Origin of the sequence: Blautia sp. HCP3S3_C12 (genome assembly GCF_052064155.1) — a bacterium.
Taxonomy (GTDB): Bacteria; Bacillota; Clostridia; order Lachnospirales; family Lachnospiraceae; genus Blautia_A.
This window is the reverse complement of the sequence record NZ_JBQHWC010000002.1, coordinates 47,369-71,938: the sequence shown is the minus strand read 5'-3', so window position 1 is coordinate 71,938 and position 24,570 is coordinate 47,369. Positions and strand designations below refer to the sequence as shown.

Annotated in this window: 19 protein-coding genes; 7 read left to right on the top strand and 12 right to left on the bottom strand. The window is 42.7% G+C overall.

Annotated features, from left to right (window positions below):
* The first annotated feature begins 270 nt into the window (after positions 1 to 270).
* From ACTNDS_RS02465 to ACTNDS_RS02455, 3 genes are all read left to right on the top strand, one after another.
* Complete coding sequence (locus ACTNDS_RS02465; RefSeq protein WP_433845503.1) at positions 271 to 915, top strand: IS607 family transposase; 645 nt, start codon at positions 271 to 273, stop codon at positions 913 to 915.
* Complete coding sequence (locus ACTNDS_RS02460; RefSeq protein ID WP_441033297.1) at positions 878 to 2,041, top strand: RNA-guided endonuclease InsQ/TnpB family protein; 1,164 nt, start codon at positions 878 to 880, stop codon at positions 2,039 to 2,041. Before ACTNDS_RS02465 ends, ACTNDS_RS02460 begins: the two co-directional genes overlap by 38 nt.
* A 179-nt stretch (positions 2,042 to 2,220) precedes the next feature.
* Positions 2,221 to 3,120 carry an AraC family transcriptional regulator gene (locus ACTNDS_RS02455; RefSeq protein ID WP_441033294.1) on the top strand — a complete coding sequence of 300 codons (900 nt, stop codon included), beginning with the start codon at positions 2,221 to 2,223 and terminating at the stop codon, positions 3,118 to 3,120.
* 18 nt (positions 3,121 to 3,138) lie between these two features.
* On the opposite strand, the gene ACTNDS_RS02450 is transcribed toward ACTNDS_RS02455, so the two are convergent.
* Positions 3,139 to 4,074, bottom strand: a complete 936-nt coding sequence (locus ACTNDS_RS02450; protein ID WP_026650339.1) for a LysR family transcriptional regulator — start codon at positions 4,072 to 4,074, stop codon at positions 3,139 to 3,141.
* A 367-nt stretch (positions 4,075 to 4,441) separates the two neighbouring features.
* Here ACTNDS_RS02450 and ACTNDS_RS02445 point away from each other — a divergent pair, with 367 nt between their 5' ends.
* A complete protein-coding gene (locus ACTNDS_RS02445; protein ID WP_441033290.1) occupies positions 4,442 to 5,521 on the top strand; it encodes a CdaR family transcriptional regulator in 1,080 nt (359 codons plus the stop codon).
* Between the two features lie 18 nt (positions 5,522 to 5,539).
* Here ACTNDS_RS02445 and ACTNDS_RS02440 read toward each other — a convergent pair whose 3' ends face one another.
* The 3 genes from ACTNDS_RS02440 to ACTNDS_RS02430 form a co-directional block, all read right to left on the bottom strand.
* Positions 5,540 to 6,799 carry a GntP family permease gene (locus ACTNDS_RS02440; RefSeq protein ID WP_441033287.1) on the bottom strand — a complete coding sequence of 420 codons (1,260 nt, stop codon included), beginning with the start codon at positions 6,797 to 6,799 and terminating at the stop codon, positions 5,540 to 5,542.
* 3 nt (positions 6,800 to 6,802) lie between these two features.
* Positions 6,803 to 7,948 carry a glycerate kinase family protein gene (locus ACTNDS_RS02435; RefSeq protein WP_441033284.1) on the bottom strand — a complete coding sequence of 382 codons (1,146 nt, stop codon included), beginning with the start codon at positions 7,946 to 7,948 and terminating at the stop codon, positions 6,803 to 6,805.
* Between the two features lie 238 nt (positions 7,949 to 8,186).
* Positions 8,187 to 8,570, bottom strand: coding sequence for a DUF3783 domain-containing protein (locus tag ACTNDS_RS02430; protein WP_055058639.1), 384 nt, complete (start codon positions 8,568 to 8,570; stop codon positions 8,187 to 8,189).
* Between the two features lie 428 nt (positions 8,571 to 8,998).
* On the opposite strand from ACTNDS_RS02430, the gene ACTNDS_RS02425 reads away from it, so the two are divergent.
* Positions 8,999 to 10,222, top strand: a complete 1,224-nt coding sequence (locus tag ACTNDS_RS02425) for a dicarboxylate/amino acid:cation symporter (protein ID WP_329283740.1) — start codon at positions 8,999 to 9,001, stop codon at positions 10,220 to 10,222.
* A gap of 94 nt (positions 10,223 to 10,316) precedes the next feature.
* On the opposite strand, the gene ACTNDS_RS02420 is transcribed toward ACTNDS_RS02425, so the two are convergent.
* Positions 10,317 to 11,948 carry an AAA family ATPase gene (locus ACTNDS_RS02420; protein ID WP_441033279.1) on the bottom strand — a complete coding sequence of 544 codons (1,632 nt, stop codon included), beginning with the start codon at positions 11,946 to 11,948 and terminating at the stop codon, positions 10,317 to 10,319.
* A 163-nt stretch (positions 11,949 to 12,111) separates the two neighbouring features.
* Positions 12,112 to 12,585 (bottom strand): DUF3990 domain-containing protein, encoded by a 474-nt coding sequence (locus ACTNDS_RS02415; RefSeq protein ID WP_441033276.1) that lies wholly within the window; start codon positions 12,583 to 12,585, stop codon positions 12,112 to 12,114.
* A 683-nt stretch (positions 12,586 to 13,268) separates the two neighbouring features.
* Here ACTNDS_RS02415 and ACTNDS_RS02410 point away from each other — a divergent pair.
* A complete protein-coding gene (locus tag ACTNDS_RS02410; protein WP_441033273.1) occupies positions 13,269 to 13,823 on the top strand; it encodes a TRAP transporter small permease in 555 nt (184 codons plus the stop codon).
* On the top strand, positions 13,824 to 17,156 hold the full coding sequence (locus ACTNDS_RS02405; RefSeq protein ID WP_441033270.1) for a TRAP transporter large permease subunit: 3,333 nt from the start codon (positions 13,824 to 13,826) through the stop codon (positions 17,154 to 17,156). It abuts the gene before it with no gap.
* A gap of 676 nt (positions 17,157 to 17,832) precedes the next feature.
* Here ACTNDS_RS02405 and ACTNDS_RS02400 read toward each other — a convergent pair.
* The 6 genes from ACTNDS_RS02400 to ACTNDS_RS02375 form a co-directional block, all read right to left on the bottom strand.
* Complete coding sequence (locus ACTNDS_RS02400; protein WP_441033267.1) at positions 17,833 to 18,840, bottom strand: GTP-binding protein; 1,008 nt, start codon at positions 18,838 to 18,840, stop codon at positions 17,833 to 17,835.
* Positions 18,841 to 18,876: 36 nt separating this feature from the next.
* The gene (locus ACTNDS_RS02395) at positions 18,877 to 19,362 is read right to left on the bottom strand and encodes a winged helix-turn-helix transcriptional regulator (RefSeq protein WP_441033264.1); all 486 of its coding nucleotides are present in this window, start codon (positions 19,360 to 19,362) and stop codon (positions 18,877 to 18,879) included.
* A 172-nt stretch (positions 19,363 to 19,534) separates the two neighbouring features.
* Complete coding sequence (locus ACTNDS_RS02390) at positions 19,535 to 21,205, bottom strand: AAA family ATPase (RefSeq protein WP_441033261.1); 1,671 nt, start codon at positions 21,203 to 21,205, stop codon at positions 19,535 to 19,537.
* A 123-nt stretch (positions 21,206 to 21,328) separates the two neighbouring features.
* The gene (locus ACTNDS_RS02385; RefSeq protein ID WP_441033258.1) at positions 21,329 to 22,819 is read right to left on the bottom strand and encodes an LPXTG cell wall anchor domain-containing protein; all 1,491 of its coding nucleotides are present in this window, start codon (positions 22,817 to 22,819) and stop codon (positions 21,329 to 21,331) included.
* A gap of 16 nt (positions 22,820 to 22,835) precedes the next feature.
* Positions 22,836 to 23,672 carry a class C sortase gene (locus tag ACTNDS_RS02380; protein ID WP_441033255.1) on the bottom strand — a complete coding sequence of 279 codons (837 nt, stop codon included), beginning with the start codon at positions 23,670 to 23,672 and terminating at the stop codon, positions 22,836 to 22,838.
* 9 nt (positions 23,673 to 23,681) lie between these two features.
* The gene (locus ACTNDS_RS02375; RefSeq protein ID WP_441033252.1) at positions 23,682 to 24,503 is read right to left on the bottom strand and encodes a class C sortase; all 822 of its coding nucleotides are present in this window, start codon (positions 24,501 to 24,503) and stop codon (positions 23,682 to 23,684) included.
* Positions 24,504 to 24,570 lie beyond the last annotated feature (67 nt).

Sequence of the window (24,570 nt, the reverse complement as noted above, 5' to 3'; positions counted from 1 at the left end):
GGGAAAATAGTAAAATCTTGCGTTTATATCTATATAAGTGTACAATATGTTATATAAATCATCAACAGCAATTTCACATAACGGTCTTTCTCTGATGCAGCGGGTTGTCTGCAATATTTTTCGGAATTGCTATAAGATAGGATAATTAAAAATCATCATATATTCTCAATGGAGGGAATTAACAGTTAAATATAAATTATAAAATCATATAAGTATATGTTGAGTTTTATAAGATATTAGAGTAGAATATTATTGAAAGGAGTTGATACTTTGAGTAAATATTATTCTATACATGAATTTTCAAAAATTATAGGCGTATCTGCCCAGACATTACGAAATTGGGATGCCAATGGAAAACTTCATCCGCATCATACTACAGTAAGTGGCTATAGATATTATTCTGATGAGCAACTCAACCAGGTAATAAATGTAAAGCCTAAAAACCGCATTACAATTGGGTATTGTCGTGTTTCCAGTCATAAACAAAAAGATGATCTGGAACGACAGATTGATAATGTTAAAACATATCTTCTGGCAAAAGGACAGCCGTTTGAGATAATAAGTGATATCGGTTCCGGAATTAATTATAAGAAAAAAGGGCTCCAGGAATTGATCAGGCGAATATCTCAAAATCAGGTTGAAAAGATTGTTGTTTTGTATAAAGATCGGTTACTGCGATTTGGTTTTGAGTTGATAGAATATATCGCTTCACTTTATAATTGTGAGATTGAGATTATTGATAATACTGAAAAGTCCGAACAGCAGGAACTTGTTGAAGATCTGGTTCAGATAATCACTGTATTCAGTTGCAAATTACAAGGAAAACGAGCAAACAAAGCTAAGAAATTTATCCGGGAATTGATACAGGAGGAAGCAGATGGTAAAAGCCATAAAAGTAATGTTGATACCAAATAACGTGCAGAAAACTAAGTTGTTTCAGTACGCCAGTGCTTCAAGATTTGCCTATAACTGGGCTTTGGCAAGGGAAATAGAAAACTATGAAAAAGGCGGAAAATTCCTTTCAGATGCAGAACTCAGAAAAGAATTTACAAAGCTTAGACATTCTGATGAATATGCATGGTTATTGGGTATTTCAAATAATGTAACCAAACAGGCGATCAAAGATGCCTGTACTGCGTATAAGAACTTTTTCAGGGGTTTGCAGAAATTCCCAAGATTCAAGTCAAAAAAGAGATCAATGCCGAAGTTCTATCAGGACAACGTTAAGATACGATTCAGTAATACCCATGTTAAATTTGAAGGCTTTTCTTCCAGCAGGAAAGCAAATAAACAAAAAATGAATTGGGTAAGACTTGCAGAACATGGACGTATTCCGACAGATGCTAAATATATGAACCCGAGAATATCCTTTGACGGATTGAACTGGTGGATCAGCGTATGTGTAGAATTTCCTGACTGCAGGGAAACACTTAATGATGACGGGGTCGGCATAGACCTGGGAATCAAAGACCTGGCTGTCTGCTCTGATGGGACTAAGTATAAGAACATCAATAAGAGTCAGAAAGTAAAGAAATCAGAAAAACAGAAACGCAGATTACAGCGTAGTATCTCTCGTTCTTACGAGAAAAATAAGAAAGGGGAAAGTTACTGTAAAACAAATAATGTAATCAAAAAGGAAAAACTTTTATTAAAACGAAATCACAGATTAACAAACATCCGTAAAAATTATTTAAATCAGACCATATCGGAGATCGTAGATCGAAAACCAAGATTTATATGTATTGAAGATCTGAATGTCAGCGGAATGATGAAAAACAGACATTTATCCAAAGCAGTTCAGGCACAGGGATTTTTCCGGTTTAGAAAACAGCTTGAATATAAGTGCAGCGATAAAGGGATCCAGCTTATTGTGGCTGATCGGTTTTATCCATCATCAAAGCTTTGCAGCTGTTGTGGAAACATCAAAAAAGATCTGAAGTTATCTGACAGAGTTTATAGATGTGCGTGTGGGAATATGATTGACAGAGATTTCCAGGCATCTATAAATCTCAAGACTTATGGAGAAAAATTTGCAGGTTGACACTGAAACGTTAATGCAAATATGTACGGATACGTTAGTCCGGAATTTACGCCTATGGAGAGTACAAGAACTTGTGAGTAGATAGATATTTATATCATCAAAAGCATACTCGTTGAAGTAGGAATGGAACATAGAAGTTTATAACTTTTTATAAGTTTTCAGTAACGGACGCATATATAATGGCAGAGATCATAACCGACGGCTCACAGAAAGAACTGAAGAAACATGGCAGTGATGAATTTCCACTGCTGGTAAGCTATGAGAAACTTTCCGGCTACAAATCCGGCTCCTTTCTCTGGCACTGGCATCCTGAGATAGAAATTACCCTTGTCCTGGATGGACAGATTCTCTATAAAGTAAACCAGTGTACCTACCACATGAAAGCAGGAGATATCCTTCTGGGAAATGCCAATGTACTCCACGCAGGCTTCATGGAAGATATGAAAGACGGCAAATATGTCTCCATCACTTTTCTGCCAAAGATTATCTATGGTTCCTACGGAAGTATCCTGCGCAGGAAATATGTGGAGCCATTTTTACACAATTTCGCCCTTCCTGCAGTCTACATTGACTATTCGCAGCCCTGGCATGAAATTTTTTCCGAATATGTGAGAGAAATCATAACTCTGTATGAAGAGAAAAAGGAATTTTACGAACTGGATATCACCGGAACTCTGCAAAAGCTGTGGCGCTGTATGCTGCAGAATCTTCCGGAGAACCTCCCCTATACGGAACACAGCAAACTGGAACGCAACCGTATGCGTGAGATCATGGATTATCTGGAACACAATTACATGAATAAAATCCAGATGAAAGATATCGCAGAGGAAATCCACCTCTGCGAGAGCGAATGCAGCCGGTTATTCAAGAGATACATGAACGTATCCCTGTTTACATTTCTGCAGGAATACCGGGTGGAACGGAGCCTTGAATTTCTCCTCAGCTCCGATGACAGCATCATGGAAGTCGCCCAGAAATCCGGCTTCACAGACTCCAACTACTATGCCAAGGTATTCTCCAGAGTAAAAGGCTGCAGCCCGCAGAAATATAGAAAACAGAATATACGGAAAGATATGTGAGATTATATACAGGTTATATTACTCCGCAGAAACAGTATTCTGCTCCAGATATTTCTTCAGTGAAGAGACATACAGATTCCCCACCTTGCTGAGGATGGAATTCTTTCTGGTAATATAACCGATTTCCATATCACTGTTCTGATTCTGCTCATCCCCTTCGAAAGGAATTGCCAGATAGTCACTGCCATTCAGCTCCTCACAGATAATCCCTGAACACAGGGTATAGCCATTAAGTCCTACCATCAGATTCAGCATAGTTGCACGGTCTGAAGCCTTAACTGTTCTGGAATATTCATTGGTAGACAGAATCTCCTCTGACAGATAAAAACTGCTCTTATCTCCCTGTTCGAAGGACAAGCAGGGGTATTTAGCCAGCTGGCTGTAGCTGATAGATTTCTCATTTGCCAGTGGATGATTTTTCCACAAATATACATATGCCTGACAGTCAATCAAATGATGAAACTCCAGATTCGCAGAGTGGAGAAGCTTTAACAGTGCCTTTCTGTTGAAATCACTGAGATAAAGTACTCCCACCTCGCTTTTCATGGTGCTGACGTCACTGATCACATCTGCAGTCTTTGTCTCCCTGATGGCAAATTCATATTCCGACACATCAAACTTCTGCACCATATCCACAAATGCTTTCACTGCAAAAGAATAATGCTGGGTGGAAACGCCGAATTTCTTCTTATAGGAACCACCCTCACTGTATTTCTCAACCACACTCTCATACTGTCCATATATCTGACGGGCATACATCAGAAATTCTGTCCCGTCATTGGTCAGTGTCACACCACGACCGCTGCGGTTGAATATAATGATTCCAAGCTCCTTCTCCAGTTCCTTCACTGCATTGGTCAGAGAAGGCTGGGAAATATACAACGCCTCCGCAGCTTTATTCAATGAACCGGTTTCGGAAATTGTGATGATATAATTCATCTGTGTTAATGTCATATGGTTTCTCCCTTATATACCATTAATTTTTTCTATAGCAATCCTCATAAATAATTCATCTGAGACAATTCTGGTAAATTGATTCCATTTTACCCATATAATTATTTTCCTATTTGTGACACTACCAGTGGCATAAATAGTTACTGCAATAATTTTACTATATCTTCTCAGGTTTCTCAACATTGCAATTTCTACAAAAGGGAAGCATAAAATTACAATTTACTATGTGCCTCAAGTTTTTTGTTTTTATCAGTCTGTAAGAAACCGGCAATGATAAAAACTAACAATTGTATCCTAAACACATATAGGATACAATATCAATAGATAGCACAATTCCCTGAAGAATTCATATAATGGAGAAATTATCATGCAGATAAAAATAGATCACTCCCTTGCTACACAGATTGTCAATACTGTAAAAGACGTATGCGGCCAGGATGTTAATTTTATTGATCAGTCCGGGATTATTTTTGCCAGCACTAATCCGGAAAGAGTTGGAACTTTCCACGAAATCGGGCAGAAAGCTGCAGCCACAGGAAATACTATCGAAGTATCTTCTGACAATAGCTTCTACGGCAGTCAGAAAGGGATTAATATGCCGGTTTACCATAACCAGTCTTTACTGGCTGTGATCGGTATTACCGGTGAACCAGATACCGTGAGAAAGTATGCCCATCTGGCAGAACGCATCACCAATCTTCTAATCCGCGAACAGGAGCTGAATATGATCAGCCGTAATCAAAATGATAAACGTCAGTATATCATCGATTCTCTGATTCGTAATCAGAATCTCAATATGGAATATATCCAGAGTCTCCTGGCAGAGTTTTCTGTAGATGTTCAAACTTCCAAACGACTCATATTGCTACAGATAAATGAAAGATATAATATGGCTAATTTTTCACTTCTGGAACAGAAAGTAACTCAGATGTTTTCCATTTTTCCTCTGAATTTATATGCCTTTCATTATCCAGATGAGTATCTGGCAGTTGCAGATTCTGAACTTTTTGACAGAAAATCCTTTATCCTAAAGCAGTTTGCCGCAGAACAGCAGAAGCTTCTGAAAATCGCAGTTGGAAAGAGCACTTCCATCTATCAGCTGGCAGAATCTTATTCTTCCGCTGTGACGGCTTTGAAAAGCATAACTAATCCTGACAAAAATTTTGTAATGTATGATAATCTCACGCTGGAACTCCTTCTCTCCGGATCAGGGAAACAAGAAAAAGAAGAGTTCCTCTCCCGGACTATTACAAATCTTACCGGAGAAGAACTCAAAATTATAACCACCTATTTTGATCAGGATATGTCTCTGCATAATACCTGTGAAAAGCTTTTTTTACACAAAAACACACTTCAATACAAACTCAATCATATCTACAGAAAAACCGGGCTGAATCCACGTAGATTTAAAGATGCCGTTCTTCTGTACCTGGCTGGGAAACTGTAGTATCAGGATTTGATATCTTTATATCAGGTACACAATTACCGCCACAATTGTACTCGTAAGACCAATACATGCCTCAAACGGAATCAATTTCATTCTTTCCTTAATATTCATTCCTACAGAACCACCTGTCGCGTGGAAAAAAGAACCATGCGGCAGAGAATCGATTACTGTTGCACCGGCATGAATCATAGCTCCTGCGGAAATAGCCGGAATTCCTGCATTTAACAGTGTTTGTGCAAAAGTCTGAGACGCAATGGTCGCACCGGCTGTAGTAGATGCAGTAGCTCCTGCCATCAGAATACCTGCAATCGGCGCAAGAATAAATGCCGGCATCTTCATCATTTCCAATAGAGAAATCACATCATACTGTAAAGCAGATGCTTTAATGATTCCTGCAATAGTTCCTGTTCCAATAAGAAGAATAGATACTCCTGCCACCTTACTAAGACCAAATTCTGCAAACTCACGGAATTGTACCAGGCTTCCACATGCAATTGCACATACCAGACCACCAAGTGGAAGGGCAATCAATGGATCAATTACAATAGAAAATATCGGACGCAGTGCCAAAAGTATAATAACTGTCAGCGGACCTGCAAATGCCTGAATAAAAGTTGGAAGTTTTTTATTGTCTGCATGTTTTTCCAAATCCTGATCACTAACCATCGTTCCTGCTTTTTTTGACAGTATTGTTGCAATAATTACAGTTACAATTAATGCACAAACTGCCGGAATAATATTTTTTATCATCAGAGATGTAAGATCAACCCGGAACGCTTCAGAAACAGCTATTGTATTTGGGTTTGGAGAAATAATATTTCCTGCTTTTCCTCCACCAATCATTGCCAAAAGAAGAGAAGCTTTATTATATCCTGCTTTTTTTCCAATCGCCAGTGCAATAGGTGCTACTGTAATAACTGAAATATCCACAAAAACACCTACTGCACATATTACCATTGTTGCAGCCGCAACAGCAATAAGGGCTCGTTTCTCTCCCAATTTCTGTACAATTACTTCTGCAATTTTTTCCGCAGCTCCGGTTTTAATAAGAGTTCCCGCCAGAATACCGGAAGTCATAATTCTCAGTACAGAAGAAATCATACTCTGTGCTCCACTTACCATAGTATCGACAGTCAATATCAGATTTCCACTTCCGATTACTCCGCCAATAAGAGCACCCAAAATCAGACTATAAGCGGGCTGAACTTTTTTTATGATCAGAATAATCGCAACTGCCATTCCAATCAGAGCACCTATGGTTGTAAAACTATAATCCATTCTTTATTTCCTCCTTATGTTCAGCAGACGAAATACCTGTTCTACCGTATCCGCCATGTTAGCCTTTGCATTTTCCGGTTTCATAGCATCTTCCAGAGTAGTTACTCCTCTTAAAATCGGGAAAAATGCATCAATTCCGTTCTGATTGCAGGCAATGGCCTCTTTTGTAACACTTCCTGCAAAAGCAGTCACAGGAATGTTATGCTTCTTTGCCAGACGTGCCACACCTACAGGTACTTTTCCCATGGCAGTCTGACCATCCAGTCTGCCTTCTCCTGTAATCACAATGTCAGCATTTTCCATATATTTTTCCAGAGAAGTTTCTTCCAGCACAATCTTAATCCCAGACTCCAGAACTGCATTGGTAAAACTCAAAAATGCAAATCCCAGGCCTCCTGCTGCACCCGTACCTGCCTGATTGGCATTGATCTTTGTGCATTTTTTCTCTGCAAGTGCGGCATATTTTTCCAGCCATTTATCCATCTGCATAATCATAGAGGGAGTTGCCCCTTTCTGTGGTCCGAATACTGCACTGCATCCTTCCTCTCCACAGAGAATATTTGTTACATCACAGGCAACACGAAATTCACATTCTGCCAGTTCAGGCAGTACATATGTATCGGTAATCTCCTCCAGTACCTCCAGTCCTCTGGCACCAAAAGGAACCTGTTTTCCTTTTTTATCAAGAAAACCATATCCCAATGCCTGAAGCATTCCAATTCCACCATCATTGGTAGCACTTCCTCCAATTCCTACAATAAACCGGCGGCAGCCTTTGGAAATAGCATCTTTAATCACTTCTCCCACACCATAAGTTGTAGTATAAAGTGGATTTCGTTTTTCATCAGGAACAAGTGTGATACCTGCCGCACCTGACATTTCAATCACAGCGGTATGACTGCTTTCAATGATTCCATATTCACAATTCACCGGCGTTCCAAGCGGACCTGTAACCATCACGTTCTGTATGATACCATTCATACCACTCACCAGTGCTTCCACTGTGCCTTCCCCGCCATCAGCCAGTGGTCTTACTATAATTTCTGCATCCTGACCATGAACTCTGCGGATTCCGTCAGCAGCAGCATATCCTGCTTCCATGGAACTCAGACTTCCTTTTAGAGAATCAATTGCGATTACTGCTTTCATTTTTTTCTCCTTTGATTTTTTCTCTTTGTATTCATTTTTATACAATTTCAGCATACATTTAGTATAGCGGTTTAGTGATTAGATTGATATATTACATGTAACATATTTATATATATTCTATGTGTTTTATTGTTATACATACCATTTACAATTATGTGGTAATCTGACGTATTACAGGAACATTATGGAGTAATTTTTATGAATGATATACAGCCGTTGGGCTTTCTGTTTCATTCATTTAAGACGGATGATACATATTATGTTCTTTCTCCAGTTCTTTATAAAGCTGCATACAGTTCCAATTCTGATTATGCTCCGTCAGAACCGCCTTGTAATCCACAGGTGTACCTGCTTTCCGCAAGGTATAGAGCACCTGGTCAAACAGATTCCCCGTGATTCCTGCAAGAATCAGCATTTCCTTCTCCATCTGCTCCTGAGGGATCAGCGCTGATGGAATCTGTACCTGAGAAACCTCTTTCACTCCTGCCAGATATCCGATTGGCTGACTATAGTCCTGAGTTTCTACAGTTTTTAAACGAATCTTAAAAGGCAGTAATGCCATCTTTAACTTGCGAAGCTTCTGCTGATTCTGAAAATTTATTAATAAAATAGTTGGTTTCATATAAACACTCCTTCTGATACAAGTAAATCCCCACCCACTACTTACTGCTCTTTACAATTGAAGCAGGGACTTCCTTGATTTGGTTAAATAATTACAACTATTATACCCTCTTCACCTGCACCTGACAATCATAATAGCCTGCATAGGACTTTTTATATCACAGGAATATTACAAAATAATTTCCGGCAACGCAGAAAAACAGGCTTCGATATCTGTATCATCGATGCCTGTTTTTCTGTGTTACAATTTGGAGCGGCATGGCTTTATCAATTACAAACTATTTCGCAGGATGTTCCTTGAGCATTTCGGAAACACTCCCACTCAAATAATAAAACAGCGGGAAATATTGTAATTCACACATTATTGTGGTAAAGTATTGTGGTGTTATTTTTCCATATCAGGAAGCGAAAATAAAGAGGAGGGAACAAATGAAAAAATTCTATTCGTGGTATAAAAAACATATTACCGCAGCAATCTTTACCGGACTGATTCTGGGTATCATTACCGGTCTGTTTCTGGCAAACCGTTTCGAACCGGTTCTTACTGTCACAAGTCTTATCGGAAGCATTTACATGAATGCCCTGAACATGATGATCTTTCCACTGGTCTTCTGTTCCATTATCATGGGTATCTCTAGCATCGGTAATGCCCGCACAACCGGCAAGATCACAGCCGGTGCCATGATCTTTTTCCTGTGCACCACAGCACTTGCCAGCCTGGCAGGACTGATCATCCCGCGACTGATCCATCTCGGTGAGGGTGTTAAATTCGAGATGGCAACTTCCGACATTCAGGCAACTGAGATGACCAGCATTCTGGACACCATCAAAAACTTAATCCCATCCAATCCGGTTGCAGCTTTCGCAAACGGAAATATGCTTCAGGTACTTGTATTCGCAGTCATCGTAGGCTTCACACTTATCGCTATCGGTGAAAAAGGTAAAGCACTTCTGAATGTGATCGATTCCTGCAATGAAGTCTGCCTGAAAGTGATCAGCACAGTTATGTACTTCACACCTATCGGTGTATTCTGTACTATCGTTCCTGTTGTAGAAGCCAACGGTACAGAAACCATCATTTCACTGGCAACTCAGCTGATCATCCTGTATGTGGCATTCTTCGGATTTGCCCTGGTCATTTACGGTGGCTCCGTGAAATTCATCGGCAAAGAAAGCCCTGTGAAATTCTTCAAAGCAATGCTTCCTGCAGCTCTGAACGCATTCGGAACCTGTTCCAGTTCAGCGACCATTCCAATCAGTAAACAGCGTATGGAAGACGAAATGGGCGTATCCAACAAGATCACAAGTATTGCCATTCCTCTTGGCGCTACTGTAAACATGGATGCCGTATCCATCCTGATGTCATTCATGATCATGTTCTTCGCCAATGCATGCGGAATTAACGTAAGCATTTCCATGATGATCATAATCCTTCTGGCAAACGTACTCCTGTCAGTAGGAACCCCGGGAATCCCGGGCGGTGCCATCGCATCCTTCGCAGCCCTGGCAACCATGGCAGGTCTGCCGGCCGGTGTCATGGGCGTTTATATCAGCATCAACACACTCTGCGATATGGGTGCAACCTGCGTCAATGTTATCGGAGACATGGCAGGATGTGTGGTTCTGAAAGAAAAGATTAAATTGGAAGACTAATTTTAACGATTTCACAGTTCAATATTTAACCGAATCAAGTAAGTCCCCTGCGGAGGTTGCGAAAAGCAATAAGCAGGGGACTTACTTAATTCGGTTAAATTCTGTTTCTGAGAATCTCCGTTTTACATCTGTGTATTTTATCGGTTTTACTATAACTAATTCCAACACCTAAAATCTCACCAGTATATTTCGGTAATTCACCTAATTTTCCCATAAACCGTAGCATATAATCCTTATCTCTAATCTGTTCAATGGCTTCTTCCGGTGTATGGTCCACTTTTAATTCTAAAATAATACATGTATCCGATCTGTCTTCTGGATAAAAAATAAAATCAACAAACCCCTTCCCTGACTTATCCTCTCTCTCCACACGGTATCTATCTCTCGCTGCCAAATAAACAAGATTCACAACCGCTGATAATTCTGTTTCATTATTGTAAGAAAGGATTGGAGTCTCTGTATTGTGAACATAAGCCAATATATTCTCCATAGTTTCTGTATCCCCATGAAGTGTGGCCTCCAGCATACGCTCAGATTCTTTCGCCAATCTGTATACATATCCCAATGAAGCTTCTTTCTGAACCATCTCATCAAATTTGTCCATCAATTCTTTATTAGGAATATACACCTTTCCATTATAGTAGCTTAAAAAGCCATATACCACCATGGCAGATAAAATTTCTTCTCTGGTCAACAAATTCATAGAAGTGGCCGCATACTCCTGAATCTTCGCCTTGACACCCTCACCAGAAATCATAAGCGCAATATCTTTACGCACATCTGCAATATTATTCTCAACGTAATAGAATATTTCATCATATGGTCCTGAACTTGTCCAGTAACTGCCCAGATTATTATTCTCTAAGGCTGCCACAACCGATCTTGGATTATACATTCTCTCCCCATTTTTAGTAAAATATCCATCATACCATTCACGTAATCCTTCCCTGGTCACATTCAGCATTTCTTCTTTTCTGGCATTGTTCTCGCAATATCTTTCATAAAGCATATCAACTTCTTTATCTGAAAATCCAAATACATTACCAAACTTAGACTCCGAAGCCATCGTATACTCCATAAACATGTTTAATTCAGATCCACTGGAATACTTGGCGATTGGCAATATTCCCGTCATATATGCCAATGCAACATACGGCTTATCCTTTAACAATCCCTTCAAAAATAGCAAATAAGACTTTTTATCATCCTCTGTCACAAACGGCATATGAAATACCGAATCCCATTCATCAAAGACAAAGACAAAACGTTCTTTTTTTTCCGCAAAAATCCTCTGTAGGTCTTCTCTTACAGAACCATTCTCACGAAAATCAATATCCGGATATCCCCTCTTTAAATCCTCTTTTAAATTCCCCTTTATCTCATCTATATATTCCTTATAACTTATACATTCATCATCAACCACGCTAAAATCAATATAAATTGTATTATACTGGTTCAAATGCCTTCTGTAATCAGCAAATTCTGAAATTTTCAATGTCTCAAATACATCCTCCGACGCAACATCTTTCCCAAAAAAAGCGCCAATCATATTTGCCATCACTGTTTTTCCAAATCTGCGGGGACGTGTCACACACACATGACGATTTCCAACCTCAGCCAATGGAATCAGTTCTCTTAGCATCTGTGATTTATCCACAAAATACGGACTACATACTTCGCTTTTATATAACGTATACGGAGATACGCTGTTTAAATAAATTCCCATGTGGACAGTCTCCTTTCTGGACAATTTCCCTTTTCTCTTACTCCAAAATATCATAAAACATACAAAACTGCAATTATTACCAATCTTATATCCATCTTTATTTTTGCAAAACATCACATCAAAGATTTTTTGACCCGATTAGCATTTCATTATATATAATAAGTTAACTGTTATTTTTATTTCTATAAACCGTCTCACTTCCTCTAAACGTCAATGTATCCAATGCAGAAATCGTATGAAAGCTAATCTGATATATCGGATGATTATATTTGACAAGTTCCCAGAATGCCACTCTTTTTATTTTTCCGTCCACAAAATCCTGTACATAATTAAATATCGCATCATCAACCATAGGTCCTTCAACAATATCATAAGTATGCGCTTTTCCAGCCCTGCAAGCTACAATAAAATCAAGCCATTCGTCTGTTATTCTCTCAAACTTCAAATATTTCAATGCAGGATTTGGAATATAGTTATACTTGTTCACATATCCTTTTTTCTCATACCTGATTGCACACCTTTCTGCCTGCTCTTTATTCGCAGTACAATAAAATCCAAAATAAAAATCTCTATTATAAATAGACTTTCTTATACTCGGATACACAACAATTTCTTTACTTCCATAAAATAAAACCATTCCTTCTCCTTTCCCTGTTACTTATATGCACTTATAATTGTAAGTCTTTTCTCTAACAGAATCAACATCTTTGCATCCAGCATTACAGTCATTACTGTTCCCTCTTACACTTCCAATCCCCAGCGTGAAGCAGCATCTCTCTATTGCAAGTGTACGCCCCACACCAACAAACTTCCCCCAAATACTTACAAAAACCTCTTGACTTTCAAAACAAACAGCGTTAAAATTGCTTTAGCTTTTTAAACAGCTAAACCTATAACGCATAAATTCAACGAAGGGAACCAGTAAAAACAGTCCCCCTGTCCCCAGAGAGCTGCAGTCCGGTGAAATGCAGCGACAGACCTGTTTCGAATATCATCCCCGAGAAGGAAAGCCGAACCCTTGAATACCATCATTACAGATATAACCGTATTCACAGTAAGCTTCCCCGGCCGCCCCCCGTTACAGGAGCCGCGTATATCGGTACGTTGCAGAATCGTACTTGTTTCAAAGATGAAACAGGGTGGTTACGGAATATTATATGTCCGTCCCTGCGTGGGGCGGACTTTTTTTATGCCCTGACATACGAGACATACCTTTCCTTCCAGACTGCCTATCTGAAACCGAAAACGTCACTGTTCCCCCGACATCAAGAACGCACAGACATCGAACAGTACAAAAAACTTTTGAGAGGAGTAGAGAGCATGAAAATCTACAAAAAAATCATGAACGCACTGACCGCAGTAGAAAAGATCGTCCTTGTGATCTCCACACTGCTGATCCTGGTGCTGACTGTGGGAAACGTATTTTCCCGTAAAGTCATCCACCGTTCCTGGTCCTTCACAGAAGAACTTGTAGTAGCGGTATTCGTACTCATCACCCTGCTGGCAGCCGCACTTGCCTGCCGCGAAGGAGAACTGGTCAGCCTGACACTGGTCACAGACCGCCTTCCAAAGAAGCTGAAGAAACCATCCGTAATCCTGATCACAGTCCTGAGCATCATCTTCAGCGTCATCCTTTTCAAATACGGAATGGACAAGGTTATCACCCAGCTTCAGAACGGAAAAAGAACCTTCGTATTAAACTGGCCTGAATGGATCTTCTGGTCCTTCGTACCCATCGGTGCAGGATGCATGATCCTTCACTTCATTGAATTCTGTCTGGACTTCTGCTGCAAAACCGACAGCGCCAAAAATGCCGACAACAACACAAAAGGTAACATGAACACAATCACAACAGACAAAAAGGAGGGCAAATAAATGATCAGTGCAATCTTATTTATCTCCTTCTTCATATTCCTGATCCTGGGTGTACCCATCGGAATCTGCCTGGGACTTTCCTCCGTATGCGCGATCCTCTACTCCGGTACATCCCTGACGATCGTAGCAACCAACATGTACTCAGGAATCAGCAAATTCCTGCTCCTGGCAATCCCATTCTTCGTACTGTCAGGAAACATCATGGCAAAAGCCGGTATCTCCAAACGACTGATCAAATTCGTTGATACCTGCGTAGGCCACAAAAAAGGCGGTATCGCCATCGTATGTGTTATCGTAGCCTGCTTCTTCGGCGCCATCTCCGGTTCCGGTCCTGCAACTGTTGCAGCCCTTGGCGCCGTACTGATCCCTGCAATGGTAGAACAAGGCGGTTTCTCCGCACCATTCTCCACAGCACTGATGGCAACCTCAAGCTCCATCGCCATTGTCATCCCGCCAAGTATCGCCTTCGTTGTATATGCCTCCATCACAGGCACATCCATTGCAGATATGTTCATGGCAGGTATCGTACCAGGTCTTCTTATGGGCGTGGCACTGGTAATCGTAGTAATGCTGGAAGCAAAGAAACACAACATCAAACCATCCAGAGAAAAAGCCTCAGGCAAAGAACGCTGGGACGCTTTCAAAGATGCTTTCTGGGGATTCCTGATGCCGATCATCATCCTGGGCGGTATCTACGGCGGTATCTTCACACCAACCGAAGCAGCAGCCGTATCCGTTGTATACGGACTCTTCGTAGGTATGGTCATCTACCGCGAAGTTTCTATCCGCGATATGTTTGACATCCTGGTAGACTCAGCCAAGACAACCGGCGGTATCATGCTCATCGTAGCAAGTGCCTCTCTGTTCTCCTTTGTATGTACCAAATTCGGTATTGCAGATGCAGCCTCCAATTTACTTGGAAGCATCGCACACAATCAGTTTACCTTCCTGCTGATCGTAAATATCATCTTCCTGATCGCAGGATGCTTCATCGATGCAAACTCCGCTATGTACATCTTCATCCCGATCATGCTTCCTGTATGTAAGGCTCTTGGATACGATATAGTAGCATTCGGTGTTATGGCAACTGTAAACCTTGCAATCGGACAGGTAACTCCTCCTGTAGGTGTAAACCTTTTCGTAGCAATCAGCATCAAGATCAAAAAAGGTCTGGAAGTTACTCTGCAGGAGATCTCAAGGGCAGTTGTGCCAATGATCGCAGCCTGCGTTGCAGTTCTTCTGATCGTTACATACATCCCGATCACCTCCACTTTCCTTCCGAAAGCTCTTGCAAAAGAAGGCTCCTACACAGGTGATCAGTCCTCCGCTTCCTCTGACACAGCTTCCAAGGACGCAGGAGACGGCAATAACTCCTTTGACACAATCGCAGATTACAGCGACCTTGACTGGCCGGAAATGACCTGGAACTTCGCTTGCTCCACTACTGAGACAAGTACATGGGCTGATGGCGGACGTAAGTTCGGTGAACTGATGGAAAAAGCCACAGGCGGCAAAGTCAAAGTCAACATTTACGCTGCTGACCAGCTTACAAACGGCAACCAGTCCGAAGGTATTCAGGCTTTGATGAATGGTGATCCGGTTCAGATCTCCATGCACTCCAACCTGATCTACTCCGCATTTGACCCACGTTTCAACGTTGTTTCTCTTCCGTTTGTCTATGATTCCTATGAGGATGCAGATGCGAAATTCGATGGCGAAGCTGGCGCAAAGCTGAAAGAACTCCTCAGTGAGTACGGACTCCACTGCATGGGTATTGCAGAGAACGGTTTCCGTGAAATCACAAACAGCAAACATGAGATTAAATCTGTAGACGATATGAAGAACCTGAAGGTTCGTGTAGCAGGCTCCAACCTTCTGATGGAATGCTACAAGAGATGGGGCGCTGATGCCACAAACATGAACTGGTCAGAAACTTACACAGCACTTCAGCAGAACACAGTAGAAGGTCAGGAGAATCCGCTTCCTGCTATCGACGCTGCAAGTGTTCAGGAGGTTCAGCCTTACTGCTCTATGTGGGATGCAATTTATGACTGCCTGTTCTTCTGTATCAACGAAGACATCTACAACAGTCTCACACCACAACAGCAGGAAGTAGTTGACGAAGCAGGACAGAAAGCAGTTGAATATGAGCGTTACATCAACCGTTCCGGAGATGACGAGATCAAAGAACGCTGGGCAAGCCAGAACGGTGTAACAATCACAGAGAAAGAAGACGTGGACATCGACTCCTTCAAAAAAGCAGTTGACGGTATCGATGACTGGTTTGTAAACGAACTGAAGAGCCAGGGCTATGACGATGCCCAGGATCTGGTTGACCTTTTCACAAAGGATTCCTTCAACACAGTGGAAGATTACAGTGATCTGGACTGGCCGGAAACAACCTGGAACTTCGCTTGCTCCACTACTGAGACAAGTACCTGGGCTGACGGCGGACGTAAGTTCGGTGAACTGATGGAAAAAGCTACAGGCGGAAAGGTTAAAGTCAATATTTATGCAGCTGACCAGCTTACAAACGGCAACCAGTCCGAAGGTATCCAGGCTCTAATGAATGGTGACCCGGTTCAGATCTCCATGCACTCCAACCTGATCTACTCTGCATTTGATCCACGTTTCAACGTTGTTTCTCTTCCATTTGTCTATGATTCTTACGACGATGCAGATGCGAAATTCGATGGCGAAGCTGGTGAAAAACTGAAAGAAATCCTTGGCGAATACGGACTCCACTGCATGGGTATTGCAGAGAACGGTTTCCGTGAGATCACAAATAGCAAACATGAAATCAAATCTGTAGATGATATGAAGAACCTGAAGGTCCGTGTAGCAGGTTCCAACCTTCTGATGGAATGCTACAAGAGATGGGGTGCTGATGCCACCAACATGAACTGGTCAGAGACTTACACAGCACTTCAGCAGAACACAGTTGAAGGTGAGGAAAATCCACTTCCTGCTATCGACGCAGCAAGCGTTCAGGAGGTTCAGCCTTACTGCTCCATGTGGGATGCAATTTATGACTGTCTGTTCTTCTGCATCAATCAGGATATCTATGACGGCCTCACACCAGAACAGCAGGCAGTTGTTGACGAATGTGGCCAGAAGGCAGTTGAGTATGAACGTTACATCAACCGTTCCAGCGACAATGAGATCAAAGAACGCTGGGAATCCAAAAACGGCGTAACCTTCACAGAGAAAGCAGATATGGATATCGATTCCTTTAAAGAAGCTGTAGACGGCGTAGACGAATGGTTCGTAAATGAGCTGAAGAGCCAGGGCTACGAAGACGGCCAGGATCTGGTTGATCTGTTTACCAAATAATCCTTACAGTTACAAAACTCCATAAAAATAAACGAACAAGGTATGAAGCTTTATCAGATTACGATGAACTTCATACCCTGTTTTGTTTTTAACCGAATCAAGTAAGTCCCCTGCTTCAATTGCGAGAAGCAATAAGCAGTGGGTGGGACTTGCTTGTATCAGGAGGGGTACAAGCCCCTCCTGATAAACTGCGGAGCAGTTATTCGGTTATGAGCAAGTAGCGAAAGCGGATTGCGAATATCCGATTGACTAATATAGAACGTAAAGTACTTGATATCTTCTATTTTTCACGTTATACTGAACAAGTATAATTGAACAGACCCGGATGCGAAGTTTCGACCCCTGCCCTCCAGTTTCACGAAAGGAGGGTGATGCCAGATGAATACAATGGAAGTTCTTACTTTATTGTTAGTAATTTTTACGGCATTGACTTACATAGATCAACATAAAAAGAAATAAGCATCCCCCCGCTCAAAGTGAGATGCTTACTTTCTTTTTAACATTATAATTAATCACAGAGGGCAACCGGAACACGCTTCCGGTCATCTTCTAAGTAGATTATACAATGGGGCACCTGATTTTTCAAGTGCCCTTTTTTATAAAGTAAAATGGACATTCGCAATCCGCTTCGCTACTTGCTCATGAACGCAGTCACTTCGCGACCTGCGTTCAAATCTCAGATCTTCAGGTAAGACTTGATTTTCTCCTCCTGCAGTTCTTCCCCGATCACGATCAGAACCTCCTGTCCCACATGAAGCGGGCGGATTGTAATTTCATTCTTTGTAGCATTTAATTCAATCCACTGCTGTTCTCCGCTATCTGTCTGAGCAGACTTTCCAGATCTGTCTTCGCTATCACTGTCCACTCTCATAAATCCCTTCATCCGAAACACTCGCCCGCATTCAGGATCAGACAAAATATGCTCAGCCGCTTCCCGCAGCTCCCTCTCAGTCATCTTCACATTCATAAAGTACAGAGAAGTAAAAGCATCCTCTGCCTCAAACTCCGGTTTCCTGTAGCTTTCCATCACATATCCACAGGATGCGATCCGATCAAAGTCCTCTTTCGACATTTCCTCCCAATTCTTGTGGATAACATTAGCAGTATCCACACCATTTATTTCACAATGAAATCTCCTGCTGCAGTGAACCTTCTCCAGTGCATGATTCACATGCTCAACCGTCCCCCTGATTTCCTCAGGTGATGCATCCTGGCTCTTGCTCATCACAATGCATCCCGCATCTGCCACCTCCGAAGCCAGAATAAAATCCGCCTCCTCTGACAGATCACGCTCCAGCTTCGAATCCACGATCCCGATCACATTCCCAATCTGATACCAACGGTTTAAGGGCTCCTCATGAAGAATATCAAAAAACTCATCCACATCAAAAATCCCCGACGGCTCCACGATCACCCGATCATAACCGCACATCCCCATAGCGATCAGCTTCGTCTTAAATCTCCTCCTGTGGCAGTCCTTATCACACCCGCCTGAAATCATCTCCAACTCACAATTGTCTCCCATCAGATCCTGAAGCAGCATCATATCCACATTCACAGCCCCGTAATCATTCTCCAGAATCCCAATATTATTACCGGCATCCATCAGATACTGCGCATACTTCCTGATAAACGTGGTCTTCCCTGAACCAAGGAAACCAGTGATCAAATCTACCTTTACCATTTACTGTCTCTCCTTTGCTGTATTATTTTCCTGTTCTTATCTGTCAAATAAAACTTCATCATCTATCATCCATGAACCACTGCGGTTATTTCCTTTTCTTATAAGGATACCTTCCTGTTGTAATCTGCTCATGATACGTTTTACGCTCCGCAACGATATCCCCATTTCTTTTTGAATCTGGCTCTGCGTCAGATGTGGATTCTTCTTAACCCTGTCAAGAATTTCCGCTTCTTCCTGAGAAAGTATACCCGCTGATTTTTCAAAAAAAGAACCCCTTCTTGCTGCATACGGAATTGATGACTCACGGACACAACTTCCTCCCTGCTCCACATCATTTTGTATAAAATCAGTTTTATAATTAATACCATTAGCACAAATGGTGTCAATGGTGCCACAGCCACTGTCACCATTGGCACCATTCCCATGATCCAGAGAATAGTTGTCATCCAATGGCACAATAATCTTAAAAATATCCCCTTCCACAAATTCAGGATCCTGTCCGGAATAAAATCTACCTGACATCTTTGTTATCAAATCATAGCATTATAAAACAGGAAATACAAGAGCCAGACTGCCCAGGGAATACATTTGGGAGACAGAAAAAAGCACCCCGGAAATTTGCAAATCTGAAGTTTCCGGGGTGCTCCCTATTTCACTTATTTTTTATATCCTTCGCTTATCTTTTCCGTCCTCTCTATTTTTTTCTCACCAGACACCGCTTCTTAAAGAATGCGATCCCATAGCACAGAACCTCGTCGTAATCCTCTTCAAATTCCCTGGCATACATCCGGTCATTGATCTGCTGCAGAGCTTTGTCACAATCCCCTGCCATATTTTCCAGGGCTGTGGAATATTTTGCCTCAAAAACAGCGACTCTGCTGTTATCAGAATCATATACAATGACATCACTGCGCCCCTCGCCATGTTCCCTGTTGGATTCCGTCATATATCCTGCCCCTGCAAAAATTCCTGCAAGAAAAGCATGATAAAAATCTTCTTTATAATCATGATAGCTGATTGTTTTGCGGAGCAGCTTGCTCATCTCACGGGTAATGGTTTCACTGTCTGCATTCCAGACTGCCTGAAACAGATCCATACGATTCCATGTCAGGGCACTGTCACGAAACCACCTGATCACCGTTGTTTCAAAAATTTCTCTGATCTCAGCATTAGGAATTGCCAGAGCAAACATCCCGTCAGGCAGGGATTCCGTCAGATCCTCTCTGCGTACTCTGGTCAGATATCCCGTCAGATATAAAAGGCTCCACAGATTATCTTCCGATGAATGCAGATAATCATAGGTCAGATTCTCATCTATATGCTGTATAATATAACCGCCGGAAAGAAGATGCTCCAGCTTCCTGGTAATCGTACTTCCTGCATAATCGATGAAAGAACGGATAATGGAATTATCGCTGGTATTTCTCCAGTAACTGGCAGGACGGGCATCCGGATTTCCCTGAAGATCCCTCAGATAATTTAACACATCCCAGGGACAGTAAATGTCAAAATCCCCAAAATGGTAACCATCATACCAGGTACGGATCTCTTCAGCATACTCCACTGCGCCGGCATCCTCCAGCAATCTGTCCACATCCTCCTGTGTAAATCCGAAATATTCATTTAATCCAGAATCTGTAATGGTATCCGAAACAAAATTATTTGTACCTGTGAAAATACTCTCCTTTGCAATCTTCAAACATCCGGTGATCACAGAAAAACGAAGGGACGAATTATCCTTTAAGGCCTGCATCAACCCCTTCATAACATCCATCATTTCCTGATAATATCCATGATTTGTAGACTTTGCCACCGGAACATCATATTCATCGATCAACAGGATAACCTGCTTATCATAATGAGCACTCATGGCACGTGTCAATACCAGAAGGCTGTTCCTGATCTCTACAGGAGTAGCCTGATTATGCAGGATATGGCGAATCAGCTCTTTATCATAATCTGTAGGTGCAGGACTGTCCAGGAGATACCTGTGTTCCGCACAGACATCTGCAATCGTTGCACAAAGCATCCCATAAGCAGTAGGGAAATCAAGACCATCCACACGTTTGAAGGAAATAAAAAGTGTAGGATACCGGTTCATCCACTGATCACAGAGGGACGTGTGCCGCGAAATTTCCAGTCCGTCAAAAAGAGCCACATTGTTTTTCCTGATATCAAAAAAAGCCGCCAGCATGCTCATACCAAGGGTTTTCCCAAATCTGCGGGGACGGGTGATCAGGGTGACCTTTGTAGCGGAAGTATTTAACAGCCTAATGATCAGACCGGTTTTATCAATATAGTAATAATTATTTTCGCGTATTTCCGAAAAATCAGAAACGCCAACAGGAATATTCAGGCTCTCCACTTGTTATCTCCCTTCGCTTATATTATGTAATTTTATGATAGCACGGTGATACCAACTTTACAAGCAGTCGTTTTTTTGTAAATAGGTTCACAAAAAGCCCGGGGAAAATCCCCCGGGCGTCTATTATTTCTTACGTCTCTTCAGATATACTACAACTCCGGCGATCACAGCCGCTGCTGCGAACAGGCCGATGAACAAGCCAACCGGTGTACTGTCTCCGGTTTTTACCGGTGAACTTCCGGATATGCCGCCGGAACTTGAACCCGGTGTATCACTGCCAGGCGTAATACTTGGGGCCGGTGTAGGAGTTGTGGAAACCACCGTATTGGTGATGGTGATGGTCTTCTCATCATCCTCCGGCTGGAACACAACATTGCCCTCGCCGCCTACCTCAAATCCAAAGGTACTCTTATCTACAGGATTACCCTCCTCATCTGACTCATAAACACGGTAGGTATGAACCTTCTCCAGCTCCTCCTTATCCAGGAGCTGGAAATTCACTGCCACACGGTCATTCTGTGTCAGCTCAGTAGTGATAACCGTAGTCTCCTCACCGGTATCCGGATCCACCTCCTTCACTGTAGCATAGAAGGTATCATCTGTGGTGATCTGCTGGCCATCCTTTATTACATTCTTCTGGATCCACAGATTCCGCTCCAGATAGAAACCATCCGGCAGATCCGTATATACATTATCTACCACCACTGCCTGATCCTTGTAGGCATTGGTAAAATTCAGAGCTGTGCCATCTGTACCATTGACAGCAATAAAGCAGCTTACCTCCTTGCCATTCTCATCCTGAAAAGCATCACCCACCGGTCTGGGATTTCCCTCTGCATCCGTCTCGCGGATATAATAGGTGCCCTCAGGCAGGTCTGTGAAATCCACGGTACCACTGCTCTGTCCCTGGATGCGGATTGCCTTTACCTCACCATAGGGAACTGTAGCCGCCTCATCCCGGAAAAGTCTTACATAGTAAGTAGCATCCGGTGCACTGATCGGCTTTTCGTTCAGATCCTTATCCAGGATACACAGCTTCTTGGTCACTGTCAGCCTGCTTTTTTCCAGCTTGCGGTCTGCCTTTGGAAAAGCCTTCACATCATATTCCAGAGTCTTGCCGTCTGCGCTATAAGGCACCGAAAGAAGCATGGCGGAAACTGTACAGATCTCTGTCCCGCCGGTCTGCACCAGAAGGTATACTCCCTTTGGCATATCCTGGAAGCTCACCTGGCCATTGGCATCTGTGGATGCTGTATAGGAAACCACCCCCGCCGAAGCCACAGCCTGGGATAAAGCTGCTACGGCCTTCTGGGAATCTGCTGCTGTCCTTAGCTTATTCAGATCTACACCTGTGGCTGACAGACTGGGATCCAGATGGAACTGCACAACCGGCTGAGTATCCATGGTTCCTACCTGGTACAAAGCCAGCGGCACCTGTGCCATAGGAACCTGTTTGCCATTCTCTGTCACAGTGAGAGTCATTGTCAGATTTCCGTTTGTAGGCTCAGAATCCGCTGCCCCAGCCTGGACAGCCAGCCCCATAAGGAGCATACACATTACCCCAAGAGCAATGAAAACTCTCAGCCCTCTTCCCTTTTTCACTTTTTTCTCCATATACCATCAGCCTCCGTTATCTCTGTTGATTTCTATGCTTTCTGCGGCGTCTCACCGCGAAAATTATGATAAACAGTACCACTGCACCAACCGCAGCCCCAGCAATCACCGGCCTGGTATCTGTTTTCGGTTTCGACACTTCCTTCTGCTCCTGCACCTTGGTCTCCACATATTTTACCCGGTGCCCCCTTACCAGCAGACGGTGGGTATTGATCCCATAGGGAGTACAGGTTACCAGGGTACACAGATCCTTGCCCTCCTGGATCTCCAGGTCGGACATTTCCTCAGGCAGGACCACCTTGATCTGATCCACCTCATAGGCCAGCTTATGACCCAGAACATTCAGGATAAAAATATCTCCCTCCTCCATCTGGTCCAGATCCGTAAACAGTCTGGCGCTGGGCAGCCCCCTGTGCCCGGAAAGCACACAGTGGGTACTCTTACCTCCCACAGGAAGAGAACTCCCCTCCAGATGCCCGATGGCAATCTGCAGAGCCCCCTCATCCGTCCCATGATAAATGGGTAGGGAACAGTCAATCTTCGGAACTTCTATATAACCCATGATCCCGGTTCCGGAAACATCCAGAAGACTCTCATATTTCTTCTTATCCTTCTTCGAAAGTTTCCAGTGGTCTGATTTCTTCAGTAAACTCTTATTGTACTTCCTGGCTGCCTTAAGCATCTTCTTATTCTCGGTATCATCCAGCTTCTCCACCTGCTTGCTGTATGTGGCAATAGCCCTGGACTGATGCGCCTGATTCCACAGGTTACTCACTGTGGGATAAGAAATAAATCCCAGCCCTGCCAGAAAGATCACTATAATGAATATTGTTGATATGTGTTTTCTCTTCATAATAAAATTCTATCTCTTTTTACGCGTGCTGACAAGAAGCCAAATCAACAGAACCAGCAAAATCGGAACTGCCACAAATGCAGCCACAATCCTGGTATCCACCTGCATAGCTTCCGCAGTGACACGGATATTCTCGGCATTCTCCTGATTGGCAACACGATGTCCCCTCACCAGAAGCCTGTGGGTATTGATCCCGTAAGGAGTACAGGTAACCAGTGTACACAGATCCTCGCCCTCCACGATCTTCAGATCATCAATCTCCTCCGGAAGAACAATACGGATCTGATCCACCTCATAGGTCAGTGTCTGATCCAGAGTACGGATCATAAACAGATCCCCCTCCTCCAGCTTATCCAGATCAGAGAAAAGCTTCGCACTTGGCAGTCCTCTGTGTCCGGAAAGCACACAGTGGGTATTCACCCCGCCTACAGGAAGAGAACTTCCCTCAATATGACCAACTGCAATCTGCAGAACCGCCTCATCCGTACCATGATAGATGGGAAGGGAACACTTGATACTCGGAATCTCGATATAACTCATGATCCCTGTTCCGGAAACATCCAGAAGACTGTCATATTCCTTCTTCTCATCCTCCGCCAGCCCCAGACCATGCCCGGATTCATAAAGCTTCTCATTGTAGGCATCTGCCTCCGCCCACATCCTCTCATAGTCACTGGTGTCCATCTCCTCCACAGCATCCGAATAGGTGGCAATCGCCCTGGACTGATGAAGAGAGTTCCAGTAATCACTGACTGTCGGATATAACAGCACGGAGAGACCCACGAAAAACACCACTATCAGAATAATATTGGACCAATTCTTTTTTTTCATGTGCATCTCCCTGTTGTCAAATCTTATTTGTTATCAGGGGAACAGGTAACCCTGCTCCCCCTGATAG

Excerpts from the sequence above, each read along its gene's own strand:
- ACTNDS_RS02460 (WP_441033297.1), top strand. The coding sequence starts at position 878 with ATGGTAAAAGCCATAAAAGTAATGTTGATACCAAATAACGTGCAGAAA.
- ACTNDS_RS02455 (WP_441033294.1), top strand. The coding sequence starts at position 2,221 with ATGGCAGAGATCATAACCGACGGCTCACAGAAAGAACTGAAGAAACAT.
- ACTNDS_RS02450 (WP_026650339.1), bottom strand. The coding sequence starts at position 4,074 with ATGACATTAACACAGATGAATTATATCATCACAATTTCCGAAACCGGT.
- ACTNDS_RS02445 (WP_441033290.1), top strand. The coding sequence starts at position 4,442 with ATGCAGATAAAAATAGATCACTCCCTTGCTACACAGATTGTCAATACT.
- ACTNDS_RS02440 (WP_441033287.1), bottom strand. The coding sequence starts at position 6,799 with ATGGATTATAGTTTTACAACCATAGGTGCTCTGATTGGAATGGCAGTT.
- ACTNDS_RS02435 (WP_441033284.1), bottom strand. The coding sequence starts at position 7,948 with ATGAAAGCAGTAATCGCAATTGATTCTCTAAAAGGAAGTCTGAGTTCC.
- ACTNDS_RS02430 (WP_055058639.1), bottom strand. The coding sequence starts at position 8,570 with ATGAAACCAACTATTTTATTAATAAATTTTCAGAATCAGCAGAAGCTT.
- ACTNDS_RS02425 (WP_329283740.1), top strand. The coding sequence starts at position 8,999 with ATGAAAAAATTCTATTCGTGGTATAAAAAACATATTACCGCAGCAATC.
- ACTNDS_RS02420 (WP_441033279.1), bottom strand. The coding sequence starts at position 11,948 with ATGGGAATTTATTTAAACAGCGTATCTCCGTATACGTTATATAAAAGC.
- ACTNDS_RS02415 (WP_441033276.1), bottom strand. The coding sequence starts at position 12,585 with ATGGTTTTATTTTATGGAAGTAAAGAAATTGTTGTGTATCCGAGTATA.
- ACTNDS_RS02410 (WP_441033273.1), top strand. The coding sequence starts at position 13,269 with ATGAAAATCTACAAAAAAATCATGAACGCACTGACCGCAGTAGAAAAG.
- ACTNDS_RS02405 (WP_441033270.1), top strand. The coding sequence starts at position 13,824 with ATGATCAGTGCAATCTTATTTATCTCCTTCTTCATATTCCTGATCCTG.
- ACTNDS_RS02400 (WP_441033267.1), bottom strand. The coding sequence starts at position 18,840 with ATGGTAAAGGTAGATTTGATCACTGGTTTCCTTGGTTCAGGGAAGACC.
- ACTNDS_RS02395 (WP_441033264.1), bottom strand. The coding sequence starts at position 19,362 with ATGTCAGGTAGATTTTATTCCGGACAGGATCCTGAATTTGTGGAAGGG.
- ACTNDS_RS02385 (WP_441033258.1), bottom strand. The coding sequence starts at position 22,819 with ATGGAGAAAAAAGTGAAAAAGGGAAGAGGGCTGAGAGTTTTCATTGCT.
- ACTNDS_RS02380 (WP_441033255.1), bottom strand. The coding sequence starts at position 23,672 with ATGAAGAGAAAACACATATCAACAATATTCATTATAGTGATCTTTCTG.
- ACTNDS_RS02375 (WP_441033252.1), bottom strand. The coding sequence starts at position 24,503 with ATGAAAAAAAAGAATTGGTCCAATATTATTCTGATAGTGGTGTTTTTC.